Annotated in this window: 15 protein-coding genes and 1 riboswitch; of the genes, 6 read left to right on the top strand and 9 right to left on the bottom strand. The window is 73.9% G+C overall.

Annotated elements, in window-relative coordinates; translation table 11 throughout:
* Positions 1-42: 42 nt before the first annotated feature.
* Positions 43-678, bottom strand: a complete 636-nt coding sequence (locus AC0I8G_RS02005; RefSeq protein ID WP_471728478.1) for a LysE family translocator — start codon at positions 676-678, stop codon at positions 43-45.
* Between the two features lie 139 nt (positions 679-817).
* On the opposite strand from AC0I8G_RS02005, the gene AC0I8G_RS02000 reads away from it, so the two are divergent.
* Positions 818-2,089 carry a PP2C family protein-serine/threonine phosphatase gene (locus AC0I8G_RS02000; protein WP_471728477.1) on the top strand — a complete coding sequence of 424 codons (1,272 nt, stop codon included), beginning with the start codon at positions 818-820 and terminating at the stop codon, positions 2,087-2,089.
* A 47-nt stretch (positions 2,090-2,136) separates the two neighbouring features.
* Here the strand turns inward: AC0I8G_RS02000 and AC0I8G_RS01995 are convergent, their stop codons facing one another.
* The 3 genes from AC0I8G_RS01995 to AC0I8G_RS01985 are packed head-to-tail and all read right to left on the bottom strand — an operon-like array spanning position 2,137 to position 6,458.
* Positions 2,137-3,720 (bottom strand): methyl-accepting chemotaxis protein, encoded by a 1,584-nt coding sequence (locus tag AC0I8G_RS01995; protein ID WP_471728476.1) that lies wholly within the window; start codon positions 3,718-3,720, stop codon positions 2,137-2,139.
* Between the two features lie 51 nt (positions 3,721-3,771).
* Entirely contained in the window at positions 3,772-5,133 is a 1,362-nt protein-coding gene (locus AC0I8G_RS01990; protein ID WP_471728475.1) for an LLM class flavin-dependent oxidoreductase, read from the bottom strand.
* Positions 5,130-6,458: an MFS transporter gene (locus tag AC0I8G_RS01985; RefSeq protein ID WP_471728474.1), complete on the bottom strand. Its 1,329-nt coding sequence runs from the start codon at positions 6,456-6,458 to the stop codon at positions 5,130-5,132. The genes AC0I8G_RS01990 and AC0I8G_RS01985 overlap by 4 nt, the downstream gene beginning before the upstream one ends.
* Positions 6,459-6,467: 9 nt before the next feature.
* Positions 6,468-6,556: riboswitch (SAM riboswitch) on the bottom strand.
* Between the two features lie 85 nt (positions 6,557-6,641).
* Here AC0I8G_RS01985 and AC0I8G_RS01980 point away from each other — a divergent pair.
* Together AC0I8G_RS01980 and AC0I8G_RS01975 are read left to right on the top strand one after the other, a co-directional pair.
* Positions 6,642-7,433 carry an SGNH/GDSL hydrolase family protein gene (locus AC0I8G_RS01980; RefSeq protein ID WP_471728473.1) on the top strand — a complete coding sequence of 264 codons (792 nt, stop codon included), beginning with the start codon at positions 6,642-6,644 and terminating at the stop codon, positions 7,431-7,433.
* Positions 7,434-7,512: 79 nt separating this feature from the next.
* Positions 7,513-8,607: an alpha/beta hydrolase gene (locus tag AC0I8G_RS01975; protein ID WP_471728472.1), complete on the top strand. Its 1,095-nt coding sequence runs from the start codon at positions 7,513-7,515 to the stop codon at positions 8,605-8,607.
* A 13-nt stretch (positions 8,608-8,620) separates the two neighbouring features.
* Here AC0I8G_RS01975 and AC0I8G_RS01970 read toward each other — a convergent pair whose 3' ends face one another.
* Genes AC0I8G_RS01970 through AC0I8G_RS01960 form a run of 3 tightly spaced genes read right to left on the bottom strand, consistent with a single transcriptional unit; the run spans position 8,621 to position 11,779 of the window.
* On the bottom strand, positions 8,621-9,580 hold the full coding sequence (locus tag AC0I8G_RS01970; RefSeq protein WP_471728471.1) for an electron transfer flavoprotein subunit alpha/FixB family protein: 960 nt from the start codon (positions 9,578-9,580) through the stop codon (positions 8,621-8,623).
* Positions 9,577-10,392, bottom strand: a complete 816-nt coding sequence (locus AC0I8G_RS01965; RefSeq protein WP_471728470.1) for an electron transfer flavoprotein subunit beta/FixA family protein — start codon at positions 10,390-10,392, stop codon at positions 9,577-9,579. The genes AC0I8G_RS01970 and AC0I8G_RS01965 overlap by 4 nt, the downstream gene beginning before the upstream one ends.
* A gap of 1 nt (position 10,393) precedes the next feature.
* Positions 10,394-11,779: an FAD-dependent oxidoreductase gene (locus tag AC0I8G_RS01960; RefSeq protein WP_471728469.1), complete on the bottom strand. Its 1,386-nt coding sequence runs from the start codon at positions 11,777-11,779 to the stop codon at positions 10,394-10,396.
* Between the two features lie 102 nt (positions 11,780-11,881).
* Here AC0I8G_RS01960 and rarD point away from each other — a divergent pair, with 102 nt between their 5' ends.
* Genes rarD through AC0I8G_RS01945 form a run of 3 tightly spaced genes read left to right on the top strand, consistent with a single transcriptional unit; the run spans position 11,882 to position 15,399 of the window.
* Complete coding sequence (gene rarD, locus AC0I8G_RS01955) at positions 11,882-12,841, top strand: EamA family transporter RarD (protein WP_471728468.1); 960 nt, start codon at positions 11,882-11,884, stop codon at positions 12,839-12,841.
* Between the two features lie 57 nt (positions 12,842-12,898).
* Complete coding sequence (locus AC0I8G_RS01950; RefSeq protein ID WP_471728467.1) at positions 12,899-14,620, top strand: bifunctional lysylphosphatidylglycerol flippase/synthetase MprF; 1,722 nt, start codon at positions 12,899-12,901, stop codon at positions 14,618-14,620.
* A complete protein-coding gene (locus AC0I8G_RS01945; protein ID WP_471728466.1) occupies positions 14,617-15,399 on the top strand; it encodes a hypothetical protein in 783 nt (260 codons plus the stop codon). Before AC0I8G_RS01950 ends, AC0I8G_RS01945 begins: the two co-directional genes overlap by 4 nt.
* Positions 15,400-15,447: 48 nt before the next feature.
* Here the strand turns inward: AC0I8G_RS01945 and AC0I8G_RS01940 are convergent, their stop codons facing one another.
* Both AC0I8G_RS01940 and AC0I8G_RS01935 read right to left on the bottom strand, forming a co-directional pair.
* Complete coding sequence (locus AC0I8G_RS01940) at positions 15,448-16,086, bottom strand: DUF998 domain-containing protein (protein ID WP_471728465.1); 639 nt, start codon at positions 16,084-16,086, stop codon at positions 15,448-15,450.
* On the bottom strand, positions 16,083-17,333 hold the full coding sequence (locus tag AC0I8G_RS01935) for a four-carbon acid sugar kinase family protein (protein WP_471728464.1): 1,251 nt from the start codon (positions 17,331-17,333) through the stop codon (positions 16,083-16,085). Before AC0I8G_RS01935 ends, AC0I8G_RS01940 begins: the two co-directional genes overlap by 4 nt.
* Between the last annotated feature and the right edge of the window lie 43 nt (positions 17,334-17,376).

The raw sequence follows: 17,376 nt of genomic DNA, 5'->3' as shown, positions 1-17,376 counted from the left end.
CTACCTGCCCGGCACAACGCGCACCGGTCGCGCGACGTTCCGTCAGCGGTGCCGGCCGGTGACGGCGGTGAGGACGCCCAGCCCGATCATCGAGGCCCCCCCGACGCGGGCCACCGTCCGCAGCCGCTGCGGCCGTCCGACGAAGGCCGTCCGCACGCGGGACGCGACCAGACCCCAGGTGCTGTCGCAGACCAGGCCGATGCCGATGGGGACCAGGCTGAGCAGGACCATCTGACCGGCGAGCGATCCGGCGGAGCGGTCCACGAACTGCGGCAGGATGGCCGCGAACATCACGAACACCTTGGGGTTGCTGAGGCCGACGACCAGCCCGGCCCGGACCTCGCGACCGCGGGTCCGCGTGGAACCGGCGACCGTCTCCTGTCCGACGTGACCGGCCCCGCGCAGCGCCTGGACCCCCAGCCACACCAGGTACGCGGCCCCGGCGAGCTTCACGACCTCCAGCGCGGTGTCCCAGCGCTGCAGCACCGGACCCAGTCCGACGGCGATCACGAGGGCTGCGACGAGACTGCCCAGGGAGTTGCCCAGGACGCCGGCCAGGGCCGTCACCCGCCCGTGCGCGAGGGCGCGGCCGACGATGAAGAGGACGCTCGGGCCGGGGACGGCGATGACGACGAGGCTCGTCGCGGCGAGGGCGAGCACCTGCTCGGTGGTGATCACGCGCGCAGCGTAGGCCTCGGGCGTGGGCACTGGGCGCCGGCTGGACGACCGGTGGTTGCGTGACGGGGGTCGACTGTGAGTGACTGCCAGGGACGGTGGGGTCGCGGGGGCCACCACGGGCTCGCGGAGGGCGGCGGAGGTGCGTGTGGGCCTGACCACGTCCGACACCCCCGTCCGCGAGGACCGGGGATCCGGCACGTTGCTGAGCCTGGCGAGCGCCCTGGCCCGCACCGACAGCGTCGAGGACGTCGCCCTCGCGGTGCGCGACGTCATGCACGCGGACCTCGGGGCGACCTTCGTGTCCGTGTCGTTGGTCGACGGCCCCTGGCTGCTGACGCCGGCCCTCGGCCAGCTCGACGACGACACCGAGCAGCGCTGGCTGCGACTCCCCCTCGACCTGGACACCCCCGCGCACCGCGTCGCCCGCGCCGGTCGCCGGCTGGTCTTCGACTCCCTGGCGAGCCTCGTCGCCATGTTCCCGCACGGGCGCGACGCGTTCGAGCGCGCCGGGCTGCGCTCCGGTGTCGTGCTGCCCATGACCATCTCCGACGGGTACCGCATCGGCTCGGTGACCTTCGCGTGGGACGTCGACCGCACCCTCACCGAGGACGAGGTGGTCCTGGTGACGGCCGTGACCGACGCGACCGCGCAGGCGGCCCGGCGGGCCCAGCTGTACCGGGAGCGCCGCGACGTCGCGCACACCCTGCAGGCGGCGATGCTGCCGGAACTGCCCACGCTGCCGGGCCTCGCGGTGGCGAGCCGCTACCTGCCCTGGTCCACGACCGACGAGCAGGTCGGGGGTGACTGGTACGACGCGATCTCCCAGCCGGACGACGGGGTCCTGCTGGTCATCGGCGACGTCGCGGGCCACGACACGGAGGCGGCGGCTCGGATGGGGCGGGTGCGGTCGATGTTCCGGGCCCTGGCGGTGGACCGGCCGGAGGAACCGCCGGCCGCGCTGGTCAGCCGCCTCGACCACGTCCTGTCCGCGCTCGGGGACGAGACCCTGGCGACGTTGATCGTCGCCCGTCTCGACCCGCCCGGCCCGACGCGGCGGCTGTGGTGGACGACGGCCGGTCACCCGCCGCCCGTCCTGGTCGACGCGGCCGGGCGCAGCACGGTCCTGGTCGCGGAACCCGACCTCCCGCTGGGGGTGGCCCCCGGCCAGCCCCGTCACGACCACGACATCCCCTGGCCGCCCGGGGCGACGCTGGTCCTCTACACCGACGGCCTCGTGGAGCGCCGCGGCCGCGACGTCGGCGACGGCATCATCGTGCTGCGCGCCGCCCTGGAGCGGACCCACACCGAGGACGTCGAGACGCTGCTCGGGGAACTGGTCACCGAGCACGTCGCCAACAGCGAGGACGACTGCGCGGTCCTCGCCGTGCGCGACGTCTCCGCCACCCGCTGACCCGCGGTCCTGCGGGGATCCCCGGCAGGACCACGGGCGGGCCGGTCTCAGAAGCGGAAGGCGCCCACCAGGTCGTTCAGCTCGGCGGCGGCGCGGGAGAGCTCGCCGGCGGTGTCGGCGGTCTGGGTCGCCCCGGCCGTCGTCTCGTCGGCGGAGGCGGCGATGCCGGAGATGTTCGAGGCGATCTCCTGCGAGCCGGACGAGACCTCGGTGACGTTGCGGACCATCTCCGAGGTCGTCGCGGACTGCTCCTCGACGGCGGCGGCGATGGTCGACTGCAGCCCGTCGATGCGGGCGATGACGTCGGTGATCTGGCTGATCGCCGACGCCGCGGCGGAGGCGTCGGCCTGCGTGGAGCCGACCTTGGCGACGATCTCCTCGGTGGCCCTCGCGGTCTGCTGGGCCAGTTCCTTCACCTCACCGGCGACGACGGCGAAGCCCTTGCCCATCTCCCCGGCACGAGCGGCCTCGATGGTGGCGTTCAGCGCCAGCAGGTTCGTCTGCTCCGCGATGGAGGTGATGAGCTTCACGACCTCCCCGATCTCGCGGCTGGAGACCGAGAGGCGTTCGAGGGTCTCCCCCGCGACACCCGCGGCCGAGACGGCGTCCGCGGCGGTGGAGCTGGCCTCGGCCGTGCTGGTCGCGATCTCGCGGATGGCGGCGGTCATCTCCTCGCCGGCGGCGGCGACGGTGCCGATGTTGGCCGAGATCTCCTCGGTCGCGGCCGAGACGACCTGCGTCTGCACGGCGGCCTCCTCGGCCCCGGCGGAGAGACGGGTCGCGACGGCGTCGAGCTGCTCGGAGGAGCTCGCGAGGACGGAGGCGTTCGCGCTGATCCGGCGCATGGAGTCGGCGAGGCGGTCCATGGTGGTGTCGAGCGCACCGGCGACGCGGCCGACCTCGTCGCGGCTGACGATGCCGACGCGCTGGTCGAGGCGACCCTCGGCCATGCCCTGCACGACCACGAGGGTGCGGGCCAGGGGCCGGGCGACCGAGCGGGAGACCACGACGGCGACGACGACCGCGACGGCGATCGCGATGGCGCCGAGGACCAGCAGCAGCGCGACGGCAGTGCGGTAGGCGGACGCGCCGGCGGCGGCCATGTCCACCGCGGCCTGCTGCTCGCCGGCGGTCATGGTCTTCAGCTCGTCGGTGATCTGCTTCGCGATCGGGCTGATGCTGGCGGTGCGGTAGGCGATGTACCCGGCCTGGTCGTCACCCTTGGCCAGGGCGATGAGCTGCACGCGGGCGTCGCGGTACTGCTTGAGGCTGGCGACGAAGGCGTCCCGGTCGGCGGCCTTCGCGGCCGGGCCGGAGGCGAGGTACGTGGCCCACGCAGCGTCCAGCGCCGTGTCGTCGGCGGTCACGGCGTCCAGCGCGCTCTGCTTGGCCGCGGCGTCGGCGGTGAGGGCCACGTTGGTCACGTCCATGCGCGCCTGCAGGAACTCCACCTGCACGGTGAGGATCGACTGCACCGAGGCGAGACCCGACGACGACATCGTCGTGAGGTTCCCCTGCGAGGTGCTGAGCTTCGCCCAGCCCACCCCCACCACGGTGGCGAGCAGGAGGCAGACGACGCCGAAGCCGGCGAACAACTTGGAGGCGACGTTCAGGTCACGTAGACGGGTCACGGTGGTCCATCGGCCGCCGTTCGGGGACCCTGACCCGATTTCTAGAAGAAGTCAGCGACGGAAACCGGCTCCCACGTGGGTGTCCGGCAGGCGGGCCGCGCCCCCGAGTCGTTCCCGCAAGGTCGTCCCGGGGGCCGGCTTCGGGGCGGTGCGACCGCGCCGCCGGAGTTCGGGGACGAGGTGGTCGACGACGTCGACGAAGGTCCCGGGCATCGTGGCGTACATCAGGTTGAACCCGTCGACGTCGGCCTCCGCCGCGAACTCCTCGAGGTGGTCGGCGACCGTCTGCGGGGAACCCGCGAGGACCGGACCCCGACCCCCCACCGAGACGAACTGCGCGAGGTCGTCGATCGTCCACTCCCGGTCGGGATCGTTCGTGAAGCTCGAGAGGGCGGACCGGTTCGCGTCGGTGGTCACGTGCTGCAGGGTCTCGTCGGCGGCGCGACCGGCGAGGTCGACCCCCGTCCACCCCCCGAACAACGCGAGGGCGGCCTCGCGGCTGGCGTGCTCGCGGTAGTCGGCGAGCAGCGCGCGCGCCTCCTCGTCGCTGCTGCGGACGACCGTGGTGAGGCCGGCGAGGACCTGCACCGACCGCGGGTCACGGCCGGCGCGTTCGACCTGTTCGCGCAGGGAGTCGACGGACCTGCGGGCGATCTTCGCGGTCGGCGCGATGATGAACACGCACTCCGCGTGCCGGGCCGCGAACTCCTGCCCGCGGGGCGAGGAACCCGCCTGGAAGATGACCGGTGTCCGCTGCGGCGAGGGTTCGCAGAGGAACGCGCCGGGGACGTCGAAGTACTTCCCGTGGTGGTCGATGTCGTGGACCTTGGCCGGGTCGGCGTAGATCCCGCGCCCGGCGTCGCGGACGACGGCGTCGTCCTCCCAGGAACCCTCCCAGAGCTTGTAGCAGACCTCCAGGTACTCCTCGGCGACCTCGTAGCGCTCGTCGTGGGCGACCTGGGCGGTGAGACCCAGGTTCTTCGCGGCCGAGTCGAGGTAGCCCGTGACCACGTTCCACGCGACGCGGCCGCCGGTGAGGTGGTCCAGCGTCGTGAGGCGGCGGGCCAGGGAGTAGGGCTGTTCGTAGGTCGTGGTCACGGTGAGCCCGAAACCCAGGTCCTCGGTGACGGCGGCCATCGCCGACACCGCGGCGAGCGGGTCGTTGACGGGAACCTGCACGGCGGCGCGGACCGCCGCGTCCCGCGATCCCCCGTGGACGTCGTAGGTGCCGAGGACGTCGGCGAGGAACAGCGCGTCGAAACCCCCGCGCTCGAGGAGGCGGGCGAGGTTCGTCCAGTGGGCGAGGGTCCGGTAGTCCGCGCTGTGGTCCTCCGGTCGCGACCACAGCCCCGCGGCCTGGTGGCCGACGCAGGCCATGGCGAAGGCGTTGAGGCGCAACGGTGTCGGGCTCAACGGGACAGTCCCTCCAGAGGTCGGTGCGCGGTCTCGCGGGTGAGCGCGGCCGCGATGGTGGTGAGGACGGCGAGGAAGCTCAGGTACCCCGCGACGATCCAGGGCGAACCGTTCCCCGCGGCCAGCAGGGACGCCGCGATGAGCGGGGTCAGACCGCCGCCGAGGACCGCGCCGATCGAGTACCCGAGGGACGCACCGCTGTAGCGGGTGCGGCTGTCGAACTGCTCGGCGAAGAAGGCGCCCTGAGCGCCGTACTGGCTGTCGTGACCGAGGTTGATCGCGATGACCATCGCGCCCACGATCAGGACGGTCGACCCCGTGTCCAGCAGCAGGAACGCGGGCACCGTGAACACCGCGGTGAGGACCGACCCGAACAGGTAGACGGGTTTGCGGCCCACCCGGTCCGAGAGCAGACCCCACAACGGCGTGGCGGCGAGGCTGATGACCGAGGCGACGAGGACGGCGAGCAGACCGACGTCGGCCCCGTCCTCGCGCACGTGGTTGGTCAGGTAGTTCAGCGCGAACACCGTGTAGAGGACGTAGGCGCCGTTCTGGCCCAACCGCATGCCGGTCGTCAGGAACACCCCGCGCTTGTTCGTCGCCAGCACCTCGGCGACCGGTCGGCGCGACGTCGCGTCGGCTTCGCGCAGCGCGGTGAACGCCGGGGAGTCGGTGACCTTGAGGCGGATGACCAACCCGACGACGACGAGCACGGCGCTGGCCAGGAAGGGGATCCGCCACCCCCAGGCGAGGAAGTCCTCGCTCGAGGTCAGGGTGCGGGTGAGCCAGAAACCCCCGCTGGCCAGGACCATGCCGGCCGCGGAACCCATCTGCGGGATCGCGCCGAACAGACCGCGCCGGCCGGTGGGGGCGTGCTCGACGGACAGCAGGACGGCCCCGCCCCACTCACCCCCGGCCGAGAAACCCTGCAGCAGCCGCGCCGCGACCAGCAGGACCGGGGCCCACACCCCGATCCGGTCGTGGGTGGGGAGCAGACCGATGGCCGCCGTGGAGATCCCCATGACCAGCAACGAGGCCACGAGGACCGCCTTGCGGCCCACCCGGTCGCCGATGTGACCGGCCACCGCACCGCCGAGGGGTCGGGCGGCGAAACCCACGGCGTAGGTGGCGAACGCGGCGATCACGCCGACGGCGCCACCGACGTTCGGGAAGAACAGCGGGCCGAGGACGATCGCCGCGGCCGTGCCGTAGAGGTAGTAGTCGTACCACTCGATGGTGGTGCCGACGAAGCTCCCCAGCGCCGCCCGGCGGCGGACGAGGGGTTCGCTGGGCGTCGCGAGGACGGTGTCGTGCACGGTGCTCACAGAACGGTTCTCCCATCGGTCCTGGCGGTAGCACCTTCCCCGCGGGGTGGTTGCTGCGACGTCGACGAGCCAGGTCTCTCGGTCGCTCTGGATGGCTGGGGCGAACCTACGACGGGGGCGCGCGCCAGGCAAACCGGGACCCGGTCCCGGGCGCGGGGCGCGAGCCGGTGCCACAGTGGGCGGGTGAGCTTCCCGTGGGCCCGCTCCCCACGCACCTCCCGGACCGTCGCCCTCCTGCTGGCCGTCTGCGCGGCCGCCTGCGCCGGGCCGGACGACGCCGCCTCGTCCTCCGCGCCCCTGCGCCTGCTGTCCCTGGGCGACTCCGTGCCGGCGGGAGACGTCTGCGGCTGCACCCCCTTCCCGGACCTGGTCGCCGACGGTCTCGCGCCCGCAGGCGGGGCCGACGTGGTGCAGCGGGCCAGCGGCGGGGCGACGTCGACCGACGTCGACTCCGTCCTGCGCCGGCTCGCGGCGGACGAGGGACCCCGACTCGGTGCGCCGGACGTCGTGCTCCTGCAGGCCGGGGCCAACGACCTCGTGCAGCAGGTCGACCTCGCCACCTCCACCGCCGGGGCCGTCGACACCGACGCGACGATCGAGCGGGTGGTGGCGACGCTGGCGGGGACCGTCGACGAGCTCACCGCCACCGGAGCCCGGGTCGTCGTCCTCGACTACTGGGCGGTCGGGCTGGACGGTGCGGTCGCCCGGCAGGAGTACACCCCCGCCGAGCTGCACGACCAGGTCGCCCTCACCGACGCCTTCGACGACCGCCTCGCCGTCGCGGTGGGCAGCGAGGCGCTCTTCGTGGACCTGCGCCCGGTGTTCCACGGCCCGGACGGGACCGGCGACCCGACGACGCTGCTCGCCGCGGACGGCGACCACCCCGACGCCGCCGGGCACCGGGCCATCGCGGACGCCGTGCTGGACGTGCTCGCAGGCTCGGAGGGTGCTGCCGGTTCGCCGGGAGATCGCTGAGAGAGGGCACGTCCCCGCCTGTGGTGACCCATGGTGGTCCCGGCGCACCACGCGCCGGTTCTGGCACGGGGGGTGTGGGGTGGGTCTCGACGATCCGCTGACGAGGTGGATCGCCATCGGCGTCGCAGTGGTGGCCACGGTGGCGCTGGTCGTCTGCTGGCGGGGACTGGCCCGGCGGGGGTTCCTCGCCCTCCTGGGACGCTCGGTGGCCCTGCTCGGGGTCAACGTGAGCGTCCTCATGGCCGTCTTCCTCGTCGTCAACGCCCAGTTCGGGCTGTTCTCGGACTGGGCGGACCTCCTCGGGACGCAGCAGGTGGTCACGACCACGCAGGCCAGCGGGTCGGCCACCGCCCAGGCGTCCGAGGCCGCCCCCGTCCGTCTCGACGGCTACGACGGGAGGGTCTGGCGGGTCCAGGTCCCCGGCCCCCGCTCCGCCACCACGGCCGAAGCCCTGGTGGTCCTGCCCACCGGGTACGGCACCACCCCCGCCCCGGCCGGGGGGTACCCCGTCATCGAGGCCTTCCACGGCTACCCGGGGACCCCGGAGCAGTGGCTCGACGCGATGCACCTGCTGCCCTCGCTGGACGCCGCGGTCACCGCGCACCAGCTGGCCGCGTCCGTGGTGGTCATCCCGACGCTGGAGGTCCCCGCCGGACGCGACACGGAGTGCGTCGACGCGGGAGCCGGTCAACCGGCGCTGGAGACCTGGCTCTCCCAGGACGTCCCCGACTACGTGGAACAGCACTACGCGGTGAGCAGGCAGGCGAGGTCGTGGGCCACCCTCGGGTTGTCGATGGGTGGCTGGTGCGCCAACGAGCTGACCATGCTGCACCCCGACCGCTTCAGCGCGGCGATCGCCTTCGGCGGCTACTCACGCCTCGACCTGGGGTCCTGGAAGCCGTTCCCTGCGGACAGCCCCCCGGCGAAGCGCTACGACCTGGTCGCCCTCGCGCGCCAGGACCCGCCGCCCGTGCGGTTATGGGCCCTGGCCTCGAAGGAGGACGGGCTGTCCTGGCCGAGCACCCAGGCGCTCGCGAGCGCGGTGCACGGGCCCACCACGATGACCCTCGTCACCCAGCAGCAGGGCGGTCACCGGACCAGCATCTGGGCGGGCATCGTCCCGCAGGCGCTGACCTGGCTGGGGTCGGCGCCGGGGTTCGCCCCGGCGACCTGACGCCGCCCCGCGGTCAGGGGCGGCGGGCCCGGAGCTCCGCCACGAGCGCGGGGACGACCTCGCCGAGGTCCCCCACGATCCCGTAGTCGGCGAACTCGAAGATCGGGGCGTCGGGGTCGTTGTTGACGGCGACGACCGTGCCGGCCGCGTCCATCCCCCCGCGGTGGTGGACGGCGCCGGAGACGCCGAGGCCGATGTAGAGGCGGGGCGAGATGGTCACGCCGGTCTGCCCGACCTGGGCCTCGTGCCCGATCCAGCCTTCGTCGGTGGCGACGCGGGTCGCGCCGACGGCCGCGCCGAGGACGTCGGCGAGCTCCTCCACCCCGGAGAAGTCCCCGTCGACGCCGCGGCCACCGACGACGACGACCTCCGCCTCGGCCAGCGCCGGACGGTCGCCGGTGGGCCGCTTCGTGCGGGAGACGACGGTGACCGCCCGGGCCGCCGCGGACGCCTCGACGGTGTGCTCGACGAGGGCCGTGTCGGCGGGGACGGCGACCGGCGCGGCCGGCACGACGTTCGGGGCCAGCGCGACGACGGCGAGCCGGCCCCTCGCGGCGCAGGCGGTGTCCCAGGACCCGGCGAGGACGCTCTTGCGGGCGACCCACCGCCCGTCCTCGAGGGCGACCGAGGCGGCACCGGTGACGACCCCGGCACCGGCGCGGACGGCGAGCCGGGCCGCGACCTCCTTGCCCTCGAACGTCGAGGCGACCAGCAGCAGCGAGGGTTCGACGGCGGTGATCACCATCTGCAGGGCGTCGACGACGGAGGCCGTCAGCTGGGCGTCGGCTCCGTCGACGTGGACCTGGTGCAGCGTCGCGGCGCCGTGCGCGGCGAGGAGTTCCGTCTGCGGCGACTCCCCCACCCAGACCGCGTGCACGACGGCGTCGGGCAAGTCGCGCGCGAGCGTCAGCAGTTCCAGCGCGGTGGGGCGGACGGCGCCGTCGGCGTGGTCCACGAGAACCAGGACGTTCACTGGAAACCCTTCTGCGACAGGTAGTCCACCAGGGCGGGAACGGTCTCCGCGTCCCCGGTCACGAGGACCCGGTCGGGTCGTTCCGGACGCGGCTGCGCGTGCACGACGGTCGTGGCGGAGCCGGCGGCCCCGACCGTGGCCGGGTCGAGTGCGAGGTCGGCGAGCGTCCACGACGTCACCGGTGCCTTGCGGGCGGCCATGATCCCCTTGAAGTTCGGGAAGCGGGCGCGGAAGGCCTGGTCGGTGACCGAGAGCACCGCGGGCGCCGCGGCGGTGAGGACCTCGACGTCGGTGGACGTCTCGCGCTGCACCCGCACGAGACGACCGGTGGGGCCGTCGCTGAGGGTGATCTCGTCGGCCAGCGTCAGCTGCGGCCACCCGAGCAGTTCCGCGAGCGCCGCGGGGACCAGGGAGGTGAGCCCGTCGAGCGCGGCCATCCCGGCGACCACCAGGTCGACGGGGCTCTCGGCGTGCAGCTTCGCGATCGCCGCGGCGAGGATCCGGGCGGTGGCGATGGCGTCGGAGCCGGCGACGGCCTCGTCGCTGACGTGCACGGCGGTGGACGCGCCCATCGCGAGCCCGCGGCGCAGCGCCTCGACCGCGGCCGCCGGGCCGAGGGTCAGGACGGTGACGTCGTGGCCCTCACCGGGGAAGCCCGCGGCCTCGGCCGTGCGCAGCCCGGCTTCGAGGGCGTCCTCGTCGAGCTCGTTGAGGGTGTCGTCGTCCCCGCCGCGGACGAGGCGCCCGTCGTCCCCCAGGGAGCGGGGCGACTGGATGTCGGGGACGTGCTTGACGCAGACGACGACGCGCACGTCAGACCGTCCCGCGGGAGTGCTTGATCATGTCCTCGCGGGACACGACCTTGACGCGTTGGCGGCCGTGGGGTTCGCCGAGCGAGCGTTCGTGGGCGTCGAGGACCTCCCAGTCCGACCAGGTCAGGACGTCGACGCCCTTGCCCCGCAGGAAGTCGAGGATCGCCTGCGGGTCGGGCTCCGCGGCGCGCTGGAGCGCGGCCGCGTCGGCCAGGAGGTGCTTGACCGTCTCGGAGGCGTCGGACTTGGTGTGCCCGATGAGCCCGACGGGACCGCGCTTGATCCAGCCGGTGCAGTAGACGCCCTCGACGGTCTCGCCCCCGGGGGCCAGGACGCGGCCCTCGTGGTTGGAGATGACGCCCTTCAGCTCGTCGAAGGGGACACCCTCCAGCGGGGAGCCGAAGTAGCCGACGGCGCGGTAGACGGCCTGGACGTCCCACTCGTGGAAGTCGCCGGTGCCCTCGACGGAGGCGTCGCCGGTGAGTCGGGTCCGTTCGGTCCGCAGCCCCCGGACGTGCCCGTCCTCGGTGGTGAGGACCTCGACCGGGGCGTGCAGGAAGTGCAGGTGCAGACGGCGCGAGGCCGTCGACTCCCCCTCCTTCAGCGTCCAGTCGGTGAGCGTCTTCACGACCTGCTTGGTCTGGTTGGACTTCGCGATCGCCTCCATCGAGCCCTCGTCGAACTCGAAGTCCTCGGGGTCGACGATGACGTCGACGTCGGGCACGTGCCCGAGCTCGCGCAGCTCCAGCGGCGAGAACTTCGCCTGCGCGGGACCGCGGCGGGCGAAGACGTGCACGTCCTTGACCTTGGAGGACTTCAGCCCCTCGTAGACGTTGGCCGGGATCTCCGTCGGCAGCAGGTCGTCGGCGTGCTTGGCCAGCACGCGGGCCACGTCGAGGGCGACGTTGCCCGCGCCGAGGACGGCGACGGTCTCGGCCTCCAGCGGCCACTCGCGCGGGTAGTCGGGGTGCCCGTCGTACCAGGAGACGAAGTCGGCCGCGCCGTAGCTCTCCGGGGCCTCGACCCCGGGGATCGCGAGCGTCGCGTCCTTGATCGACCCGGTGGAGAAGACGACGGCGTCGTAGTGGTGGCGCAGCTCCTCGAGGGTGACGTCGGTGCCGAAGTCGACGTTGGTCAGCAACCGGACGTCCCCGCGGCCGAGGACCTTCTCCAGCGCGACGATGATCTGCTTGATGCGCGGGTGGTCGGGGGCGACGCCGTAGCGGACCAGACCGAACGGCGCGGGGAGGCGCTCGAAGAGGTCGATGCCGACCCCGTCGAAACCGGTGGCCGTGAGGTCGGCCTTGGAGAGGATGTCCGAGGCGTAGATCCCGGCCGGTCCGGCTCCGACGACGGCGACGCGCAGCGGACGGTTCGAATCGGTCACAGCTCTCGGTGTCCCTCTCGTAGGTGGTGACGCGCTGGGTGACGCGCTGGGATGACGTGGAAGGCAAGCCTAACGCGGCCCGCTGGAGCGGCCGACGCCACGATGACCCCTGTGGACCAGCGCGCAGCAGAGCACACCGAGTCTCCCTCGGCCGAGCACAGGACGCGCACCGGAGTCCTCGCCGGCCTCGCCTGCTACTGCGTCTGGGGCCTCTTCCCGTTCTTCTTCCACGCCCTCGCCCCGACCGGGGCGGTGGAGCTGCTGGCCTGGCGGGTGCTCTGGTCGCTGGCGCTGTCGGTGCTGGTGGTGACCGGGCTGCGCCGCTGGCCCGCGGTCCTGGCCGTGCTGCGCTCGTCGCGGCAACGGGGACTGCTGGCGGTCGCGGCCGTCGCGATCGCGGTGAACTGGGGCGTCTACGGCCTCGCCGTGGTCACCGGACACGTCCTCGAGGCCTCCCTGGGCTACTTCGTGAACCCGTTGCTGACCGTCCTGCTCGGGGTGGTGGTGCTGCGGGAACGGCTGCGCCGCACCCAGTGGGTCGCCGTCGGGATCGGGCTGGCCGCGGTCGCCGTCATCACCGCGGACCTGGGCCGGCTGCCGTGGATGGCGCTGACGCTGGCCGTCTCCTTCGGCAGCTACGGCCTGCTGAAGAACCGCCTCGCCCGGCACGGCTCGGGGCTGGACCCGCTGACGGGGCTGAGCGTCGAGACCGGGTTCCTGGCCCTGCCCGCGGCCGCCGCGCTGCTCGTCCTCGGGGACCGGCTGACCTTCACCGGATTCGGCGCCTGGCACACCGTGCTGCTGGTGCTGTCCGGTCCGCTGACCCTCGGCCCGCTGCTGCTGTTCGCGGTGGCCGCCGGCCGGGTGCCGCTGAGCGTCATCGGGATGCTGCAGTACCTGACCCCGGTGCTGCAGTTCGTCGCGGCGCTGCTGCTCGGGGAGACCATGCCGGCCTCGCGCTGGGTCGGGTTCGGGCTGGTCTGGGTGGCGCTGGTGGTGCTCACGACGGACGCGGTGCGCCGCCGGGGACGGCCCCGGGACTGGGAGTCCACCGGGAGTTGACCGGGAGGGCACCCGCGACCGTGCGTCGGCTGTGGCGGAGGCAGCAGACTGCTCTGCGTGCTCCCTCCCCTGTTGGCCGGCCGCGCGCGACGAGGGCGGATCCGCCGCATCGGCGCCGTCGCGGTCGCCTTCCTCGGTCTCGTCGGTGTCGTCTCCGCCATCACACCGCCCTTCCGCGAACGGTTCGCCCCGCTGCTGGACGTGCTGCCGCTCGCGGTCCCGTTGGGGGCGAAGACGGTCCTGGTGCCGGTCTCGATCGCCCTGCTGCTGCTGGCCCGGGGCCTGCGCCGCGGTCAGCGGCTCGCCTGGGGCACGACGATCGGCCTGCTGGCCGCGTCGGCCGGTCTGCACGTGCTGAAGGGCATCGACGTCGAGGAGGCCGTGCTCGACGTCGTCGCCCTGGTCTGGCTGGCGGTGAACGCACGGTCGTTCCCGGTGCTGCCGAGCGCGGCCCGGGCCCGGCGGGTCGGGTGGGTGCTGGCGATCGGGGCCCTGGTCTCGCTCGTCGTCTCAGCTGCGCTGGTGGTGGCCGTGGGGGCCGAGCGGCACCCGGGCGAGACGATCGAGGCGGTCGTCCAGCGCCTCGTCGGCGACCAGCGCACCCCCTTCCCGAAGCTGCGGGGGGACGAGGGCCACGCCTTCCTGCCGCTGCTGAACCCGTCGCTGCTGGCGCTCGGGCTGACGTTGCTGGTGGTGCTCGGCTGGGTCCTCTTCTCCCCCCACCGCCCGGACGTGCTCAGCGGTGAACAGCGCCGCGCCGAACGGGAACGCGCCCGGGAGGTCGTCCTGCGCTGGGGCGGGGAGACCCTCGACTACTTCGCGCTGCGCGACGACAAGGACTTCTTCTTCGCCTCCTTCGAGGAGGGCACCGGCGTGGTCGCCCACAGCGTCCGGAACGGGGTCTGCCTGGTCTCCCCGGACCCGATCGGGCCACCGCAACGCCGCGGCGCCCTCCTCGTGGAGTTCCTCGACCACGTCGAACGCAACGGCTGGTCGGTCGCCGTCGTCGGGGCCCGCGCCGACTGGTTGCCCTCCTACGAGGCGGTCGGGTTGCGGCCGGTGTACCTGGGCGACGAGGCCGTCCTGGACTGCTCGCAGTTCTCGCTGAAGGGCTCGAGCATGAAGAGCCTCCGGGGTTCGGTGAACCGGGTCGCGAAGGCCGGGATCACCGTGGAGTTCCACGACGGACCCACGCTGCCGGAACCGGTGAAGGAGGAGCTGCTCGCGATCTCCGGGGAGTCGCGCCACGGGGAGGCCGAACGCGGCTACTCCATGACGTTGTCGCGGTTGTTCGACCCCGCCGACACCGGCGTCCTCGTGAGCATCGCCCGGTTCGCCGACGGCCGGGCCGCGGGGTTCATCCAGTGGACCCCGGCCGCCCTGGTGCAGGGGTACTCCCTCGACGTCATGCGCCGCTCCACCGCCGAGGACGTGCCGAACGGGTTGACCGACGCCCTCATCGTGGCGACGGCGCAGCACCTCGTGGAGAACGGGCTGCGCGGGCTGGGCCTCAACTTCGCCGTGCTGCGCGAGATCGTGTCGGGCGAACGCGAGGGGACCTTCGCCGACCTGGGTCGCCGGGCGCTGCACGCGTTGTCGAGCAGCGCGCAGATCGAGTCGCTGTGGAAGTTCAACGCCAAGTACGACCCGGACTGGCGACCCCGCTACGTCGTGCTGGACTCCGTGGAGTTCTCCGCGGCGCAGGGGTTCACGATCGCCGACGCCGAGGGGGTCGCGGAACTCCCCGTCGTCGGACGGTTCCTCGGCCGGCGTCCGTGACGCTGGCCCTCGTCACCGCCGTCCTCGCGGCGCTGGGCTACGCGGCGGGTTCGGTGCTGCAGGCCGTGGGCGTGCGCCGCTCCGGGCTGCGCTCCCCGCTGTACCTGGCCGGGCTGGGCTGCGACGGAGCGGCCTGGTTGCTGTCGCTGGTCGCGTTGCGCCGGTTGCCGACCTTCGCGGTGCAGTCGTTGCTGGCGGGGTCGCTGGCGCTGACCGTGCTGCTGGCGCGGGTGTTCCTGGGGTCGCGGCTGCGCGGGCGGGACACCACGGCCGTGCTGCTGCTCGTCGCCGCCCTCGGGGTCGTCGGGAGCTCCGGGACCGAGCAGCCCTCACCCCCGACCGGTTCCGCCGTGGACCTCGGGCTGTGCGCCGCCGCGGTCCTGCTGCTCGTGGCGGTCCTGGCCCTGCGCCGCAGCGGCTCCGCGACGCAGGCCGTCCTCGCGGGTCTCGGGTACTCCGTCGCCGCTCTGGGCGCGCGGGCGCTGACGATCCCCGACCCGTGGTGGCGGGTCGCCCTCGAACCCGTCGGCTGGGCCGTCGTCGTGTCCGGCGTCGCCGGGACCCTCGGCTACGCGGCGGCCCTGCAACGCGGAGCGGTCGGGCCGGCGACGGCGCTGCTGTGGTCGGTGGAGGTCGTGGTGCCCGCCGTCGCGGGTTTCGCGCTCCTCGGCGACGCGGTGCGGGCGGGGTGGTGGCCGGCGGCGGTCGTCGCGCTCGTCGTGGTGGTGGCGTGCTCGGTGGTGCTCGCCGGGTCGCCGGCGATCCCGGAGGAGACCTGACCGGGCGCGAACCAGCGCTGACGAACTCGGCGACCCGCTCTCGCGGGCTCACACCGGTGAGGGGACCTGGGCCTCCCGGGAGGTTCCCCGCTCGCGCCACTGGCTGACGACCTCCAGCAGGACCCACGCCGACACGGCGAGGACCTGGTAGCGCTGGGAGTCCCCACCGCCGCCGTTGCCGCCCTGCAGGAACGTCACGACCTCGTAGACCCCGGCGCCGCCGGAGACCGCCGCGGAGAGCACCGCGAGGGGTTTCAACGCCCACCCCCGCGCGCGCCAGGCGAGTTCCAGGACACCGAGGACGGCCCCGAGGGTGCCGATGACGCTGACCCCGTCGTGCAGGAGTTCGGGCCCCGCCGAGGACGCGGGGCACACCCCGAGGGAGGGCGCGCAGGTCAGCGGGACGATCGCCGAGACCAGCGTCGTCAGCCCGAACGCGGTCAGGCAGGTCGCGCGGAAGCGGGCGTGGCGCAACCCGCTGCGCCACAGCGGGACCGCGAGGAGTGCGCACAGCAGCCCGGCACTGCCGTCACCGAGGCGGAACCACACCGACCCCGGCTCGCCGGGGACGGACAGCTCGCTGATGACGCCGGTGGTGAGGTCGATGCGGGCCCCGACGAGCGGGGCCAGCAGGAAGTTCGCGTTCGCGAGGCCCGCGAGGGCCGCCAGCGCGATCCGCCCCTTCACCGGGCGGTGACACCGAGGGCGGCGACCGCGTCGGCGATGGCGTCCGGGCCGCCCACGTTGCCGGGCACGACGACCTGGCGGACCTCGCGGCCGTCCCGGGTCCGCATCACCCACACCGAGATCCCGGCCGCGACCTGGCCCTCGACGAACGCGCTGGTCGCGCCGATCCCGGTGCGGGCGACCTCCGCCGCGGTGATCCCGCCCTTGCTGACGACGGCGTCGACGTGCGGCAGCAGGTCGGCGACGGCGGTGGTCAGCGCGGTCATCACGGCCTCCCCGTGGGCGAGGGTGCCGTGGTCGGACATCCGGACCCGCTCGCTGGCGATGGCGACGAGCCCCTGGCGCGCCAGCACCCGCCCCGCGCGCTCGCCGAGTTCCCGACCCGCCCAGACGGGGTCGTCCAGCGCGTCGGCGGTGGCGACCGGCTCGAAGGCGCCCCACTCCTGCCCGAGCACGTCCAGCTGGGCCTGCGCCCCCGCCGTGTGCGACCCGCAGACGACGAGGACCCGCGGCCGGTCCGCGACCAGCGGCCGCGGCAGGTACCCGGCGCTCACGACCCCCGCGAGCTCGGCGGCCAGGGGTGCCGCGCACCGCACGACGATCCCGCGTCCGGCCCCCCGCACCGCGTCGGCGAGGGCGCTCACGTCCCGGTCCGTCTCGACGTCGGGGACCAGCACCGAACCCGCCGGGGCCTGCGCGAACCGCTGCGCCAACCGCGCGGGGTCGCGGACGACGTCGAGCGGGACCCCGACGCCGGTGCGGGAGGACTTCTCGGCGACGTAGTCGACCAGCGCGGAGCTGCGGAAGCCGAAGACGGGGTCGCCCGCGTACTCCGTCTCCCCCGCGGGCACGTCACCGTCCGCGGTGCGGACGAGGTGCACCCCGCCGATCGTGGTCCGTCCCCCCGCCGGGAAGGCCGGGACGAAGAGGACGACGTCCTCGGCGCCCGCGAACACCCCGGTCTCGGCGAAGACGTGCCCGCGCAGCGTGGAGTCCCCGCGGAGCACGAACCGCACCTCGGCCCCCAGCCGGGCGCCGGCCTCGAGGGCGTCGGCCCGGATCCGGGCGACCAGCGCGACGGCGGACGCCTCGTCGAGGGCACGGGAGTTGGTCTGCACGTAGACGCCGTCCGCGTCGCGCAGGGCCGCCTCGAGGCGGTCGGCGTCGGACTCCAGCAGGACCTGCACCCCCGTCGCGGACTGGGTCCCGGTGGGGTCGTCGTCGAGGACGACGGTCTTCACGCTCACCCGCCGAAGTACACCAGACCCCGCCGGAGGGTCGTGGCGGGCG

Source organism: Kineococcus sp. AC630, from assembly GCF_979255925.1.
Note: the sequence above shows the minus strand (reverse complement) of the source record. Positions and strands in the feature narration are given on the sequence as shown.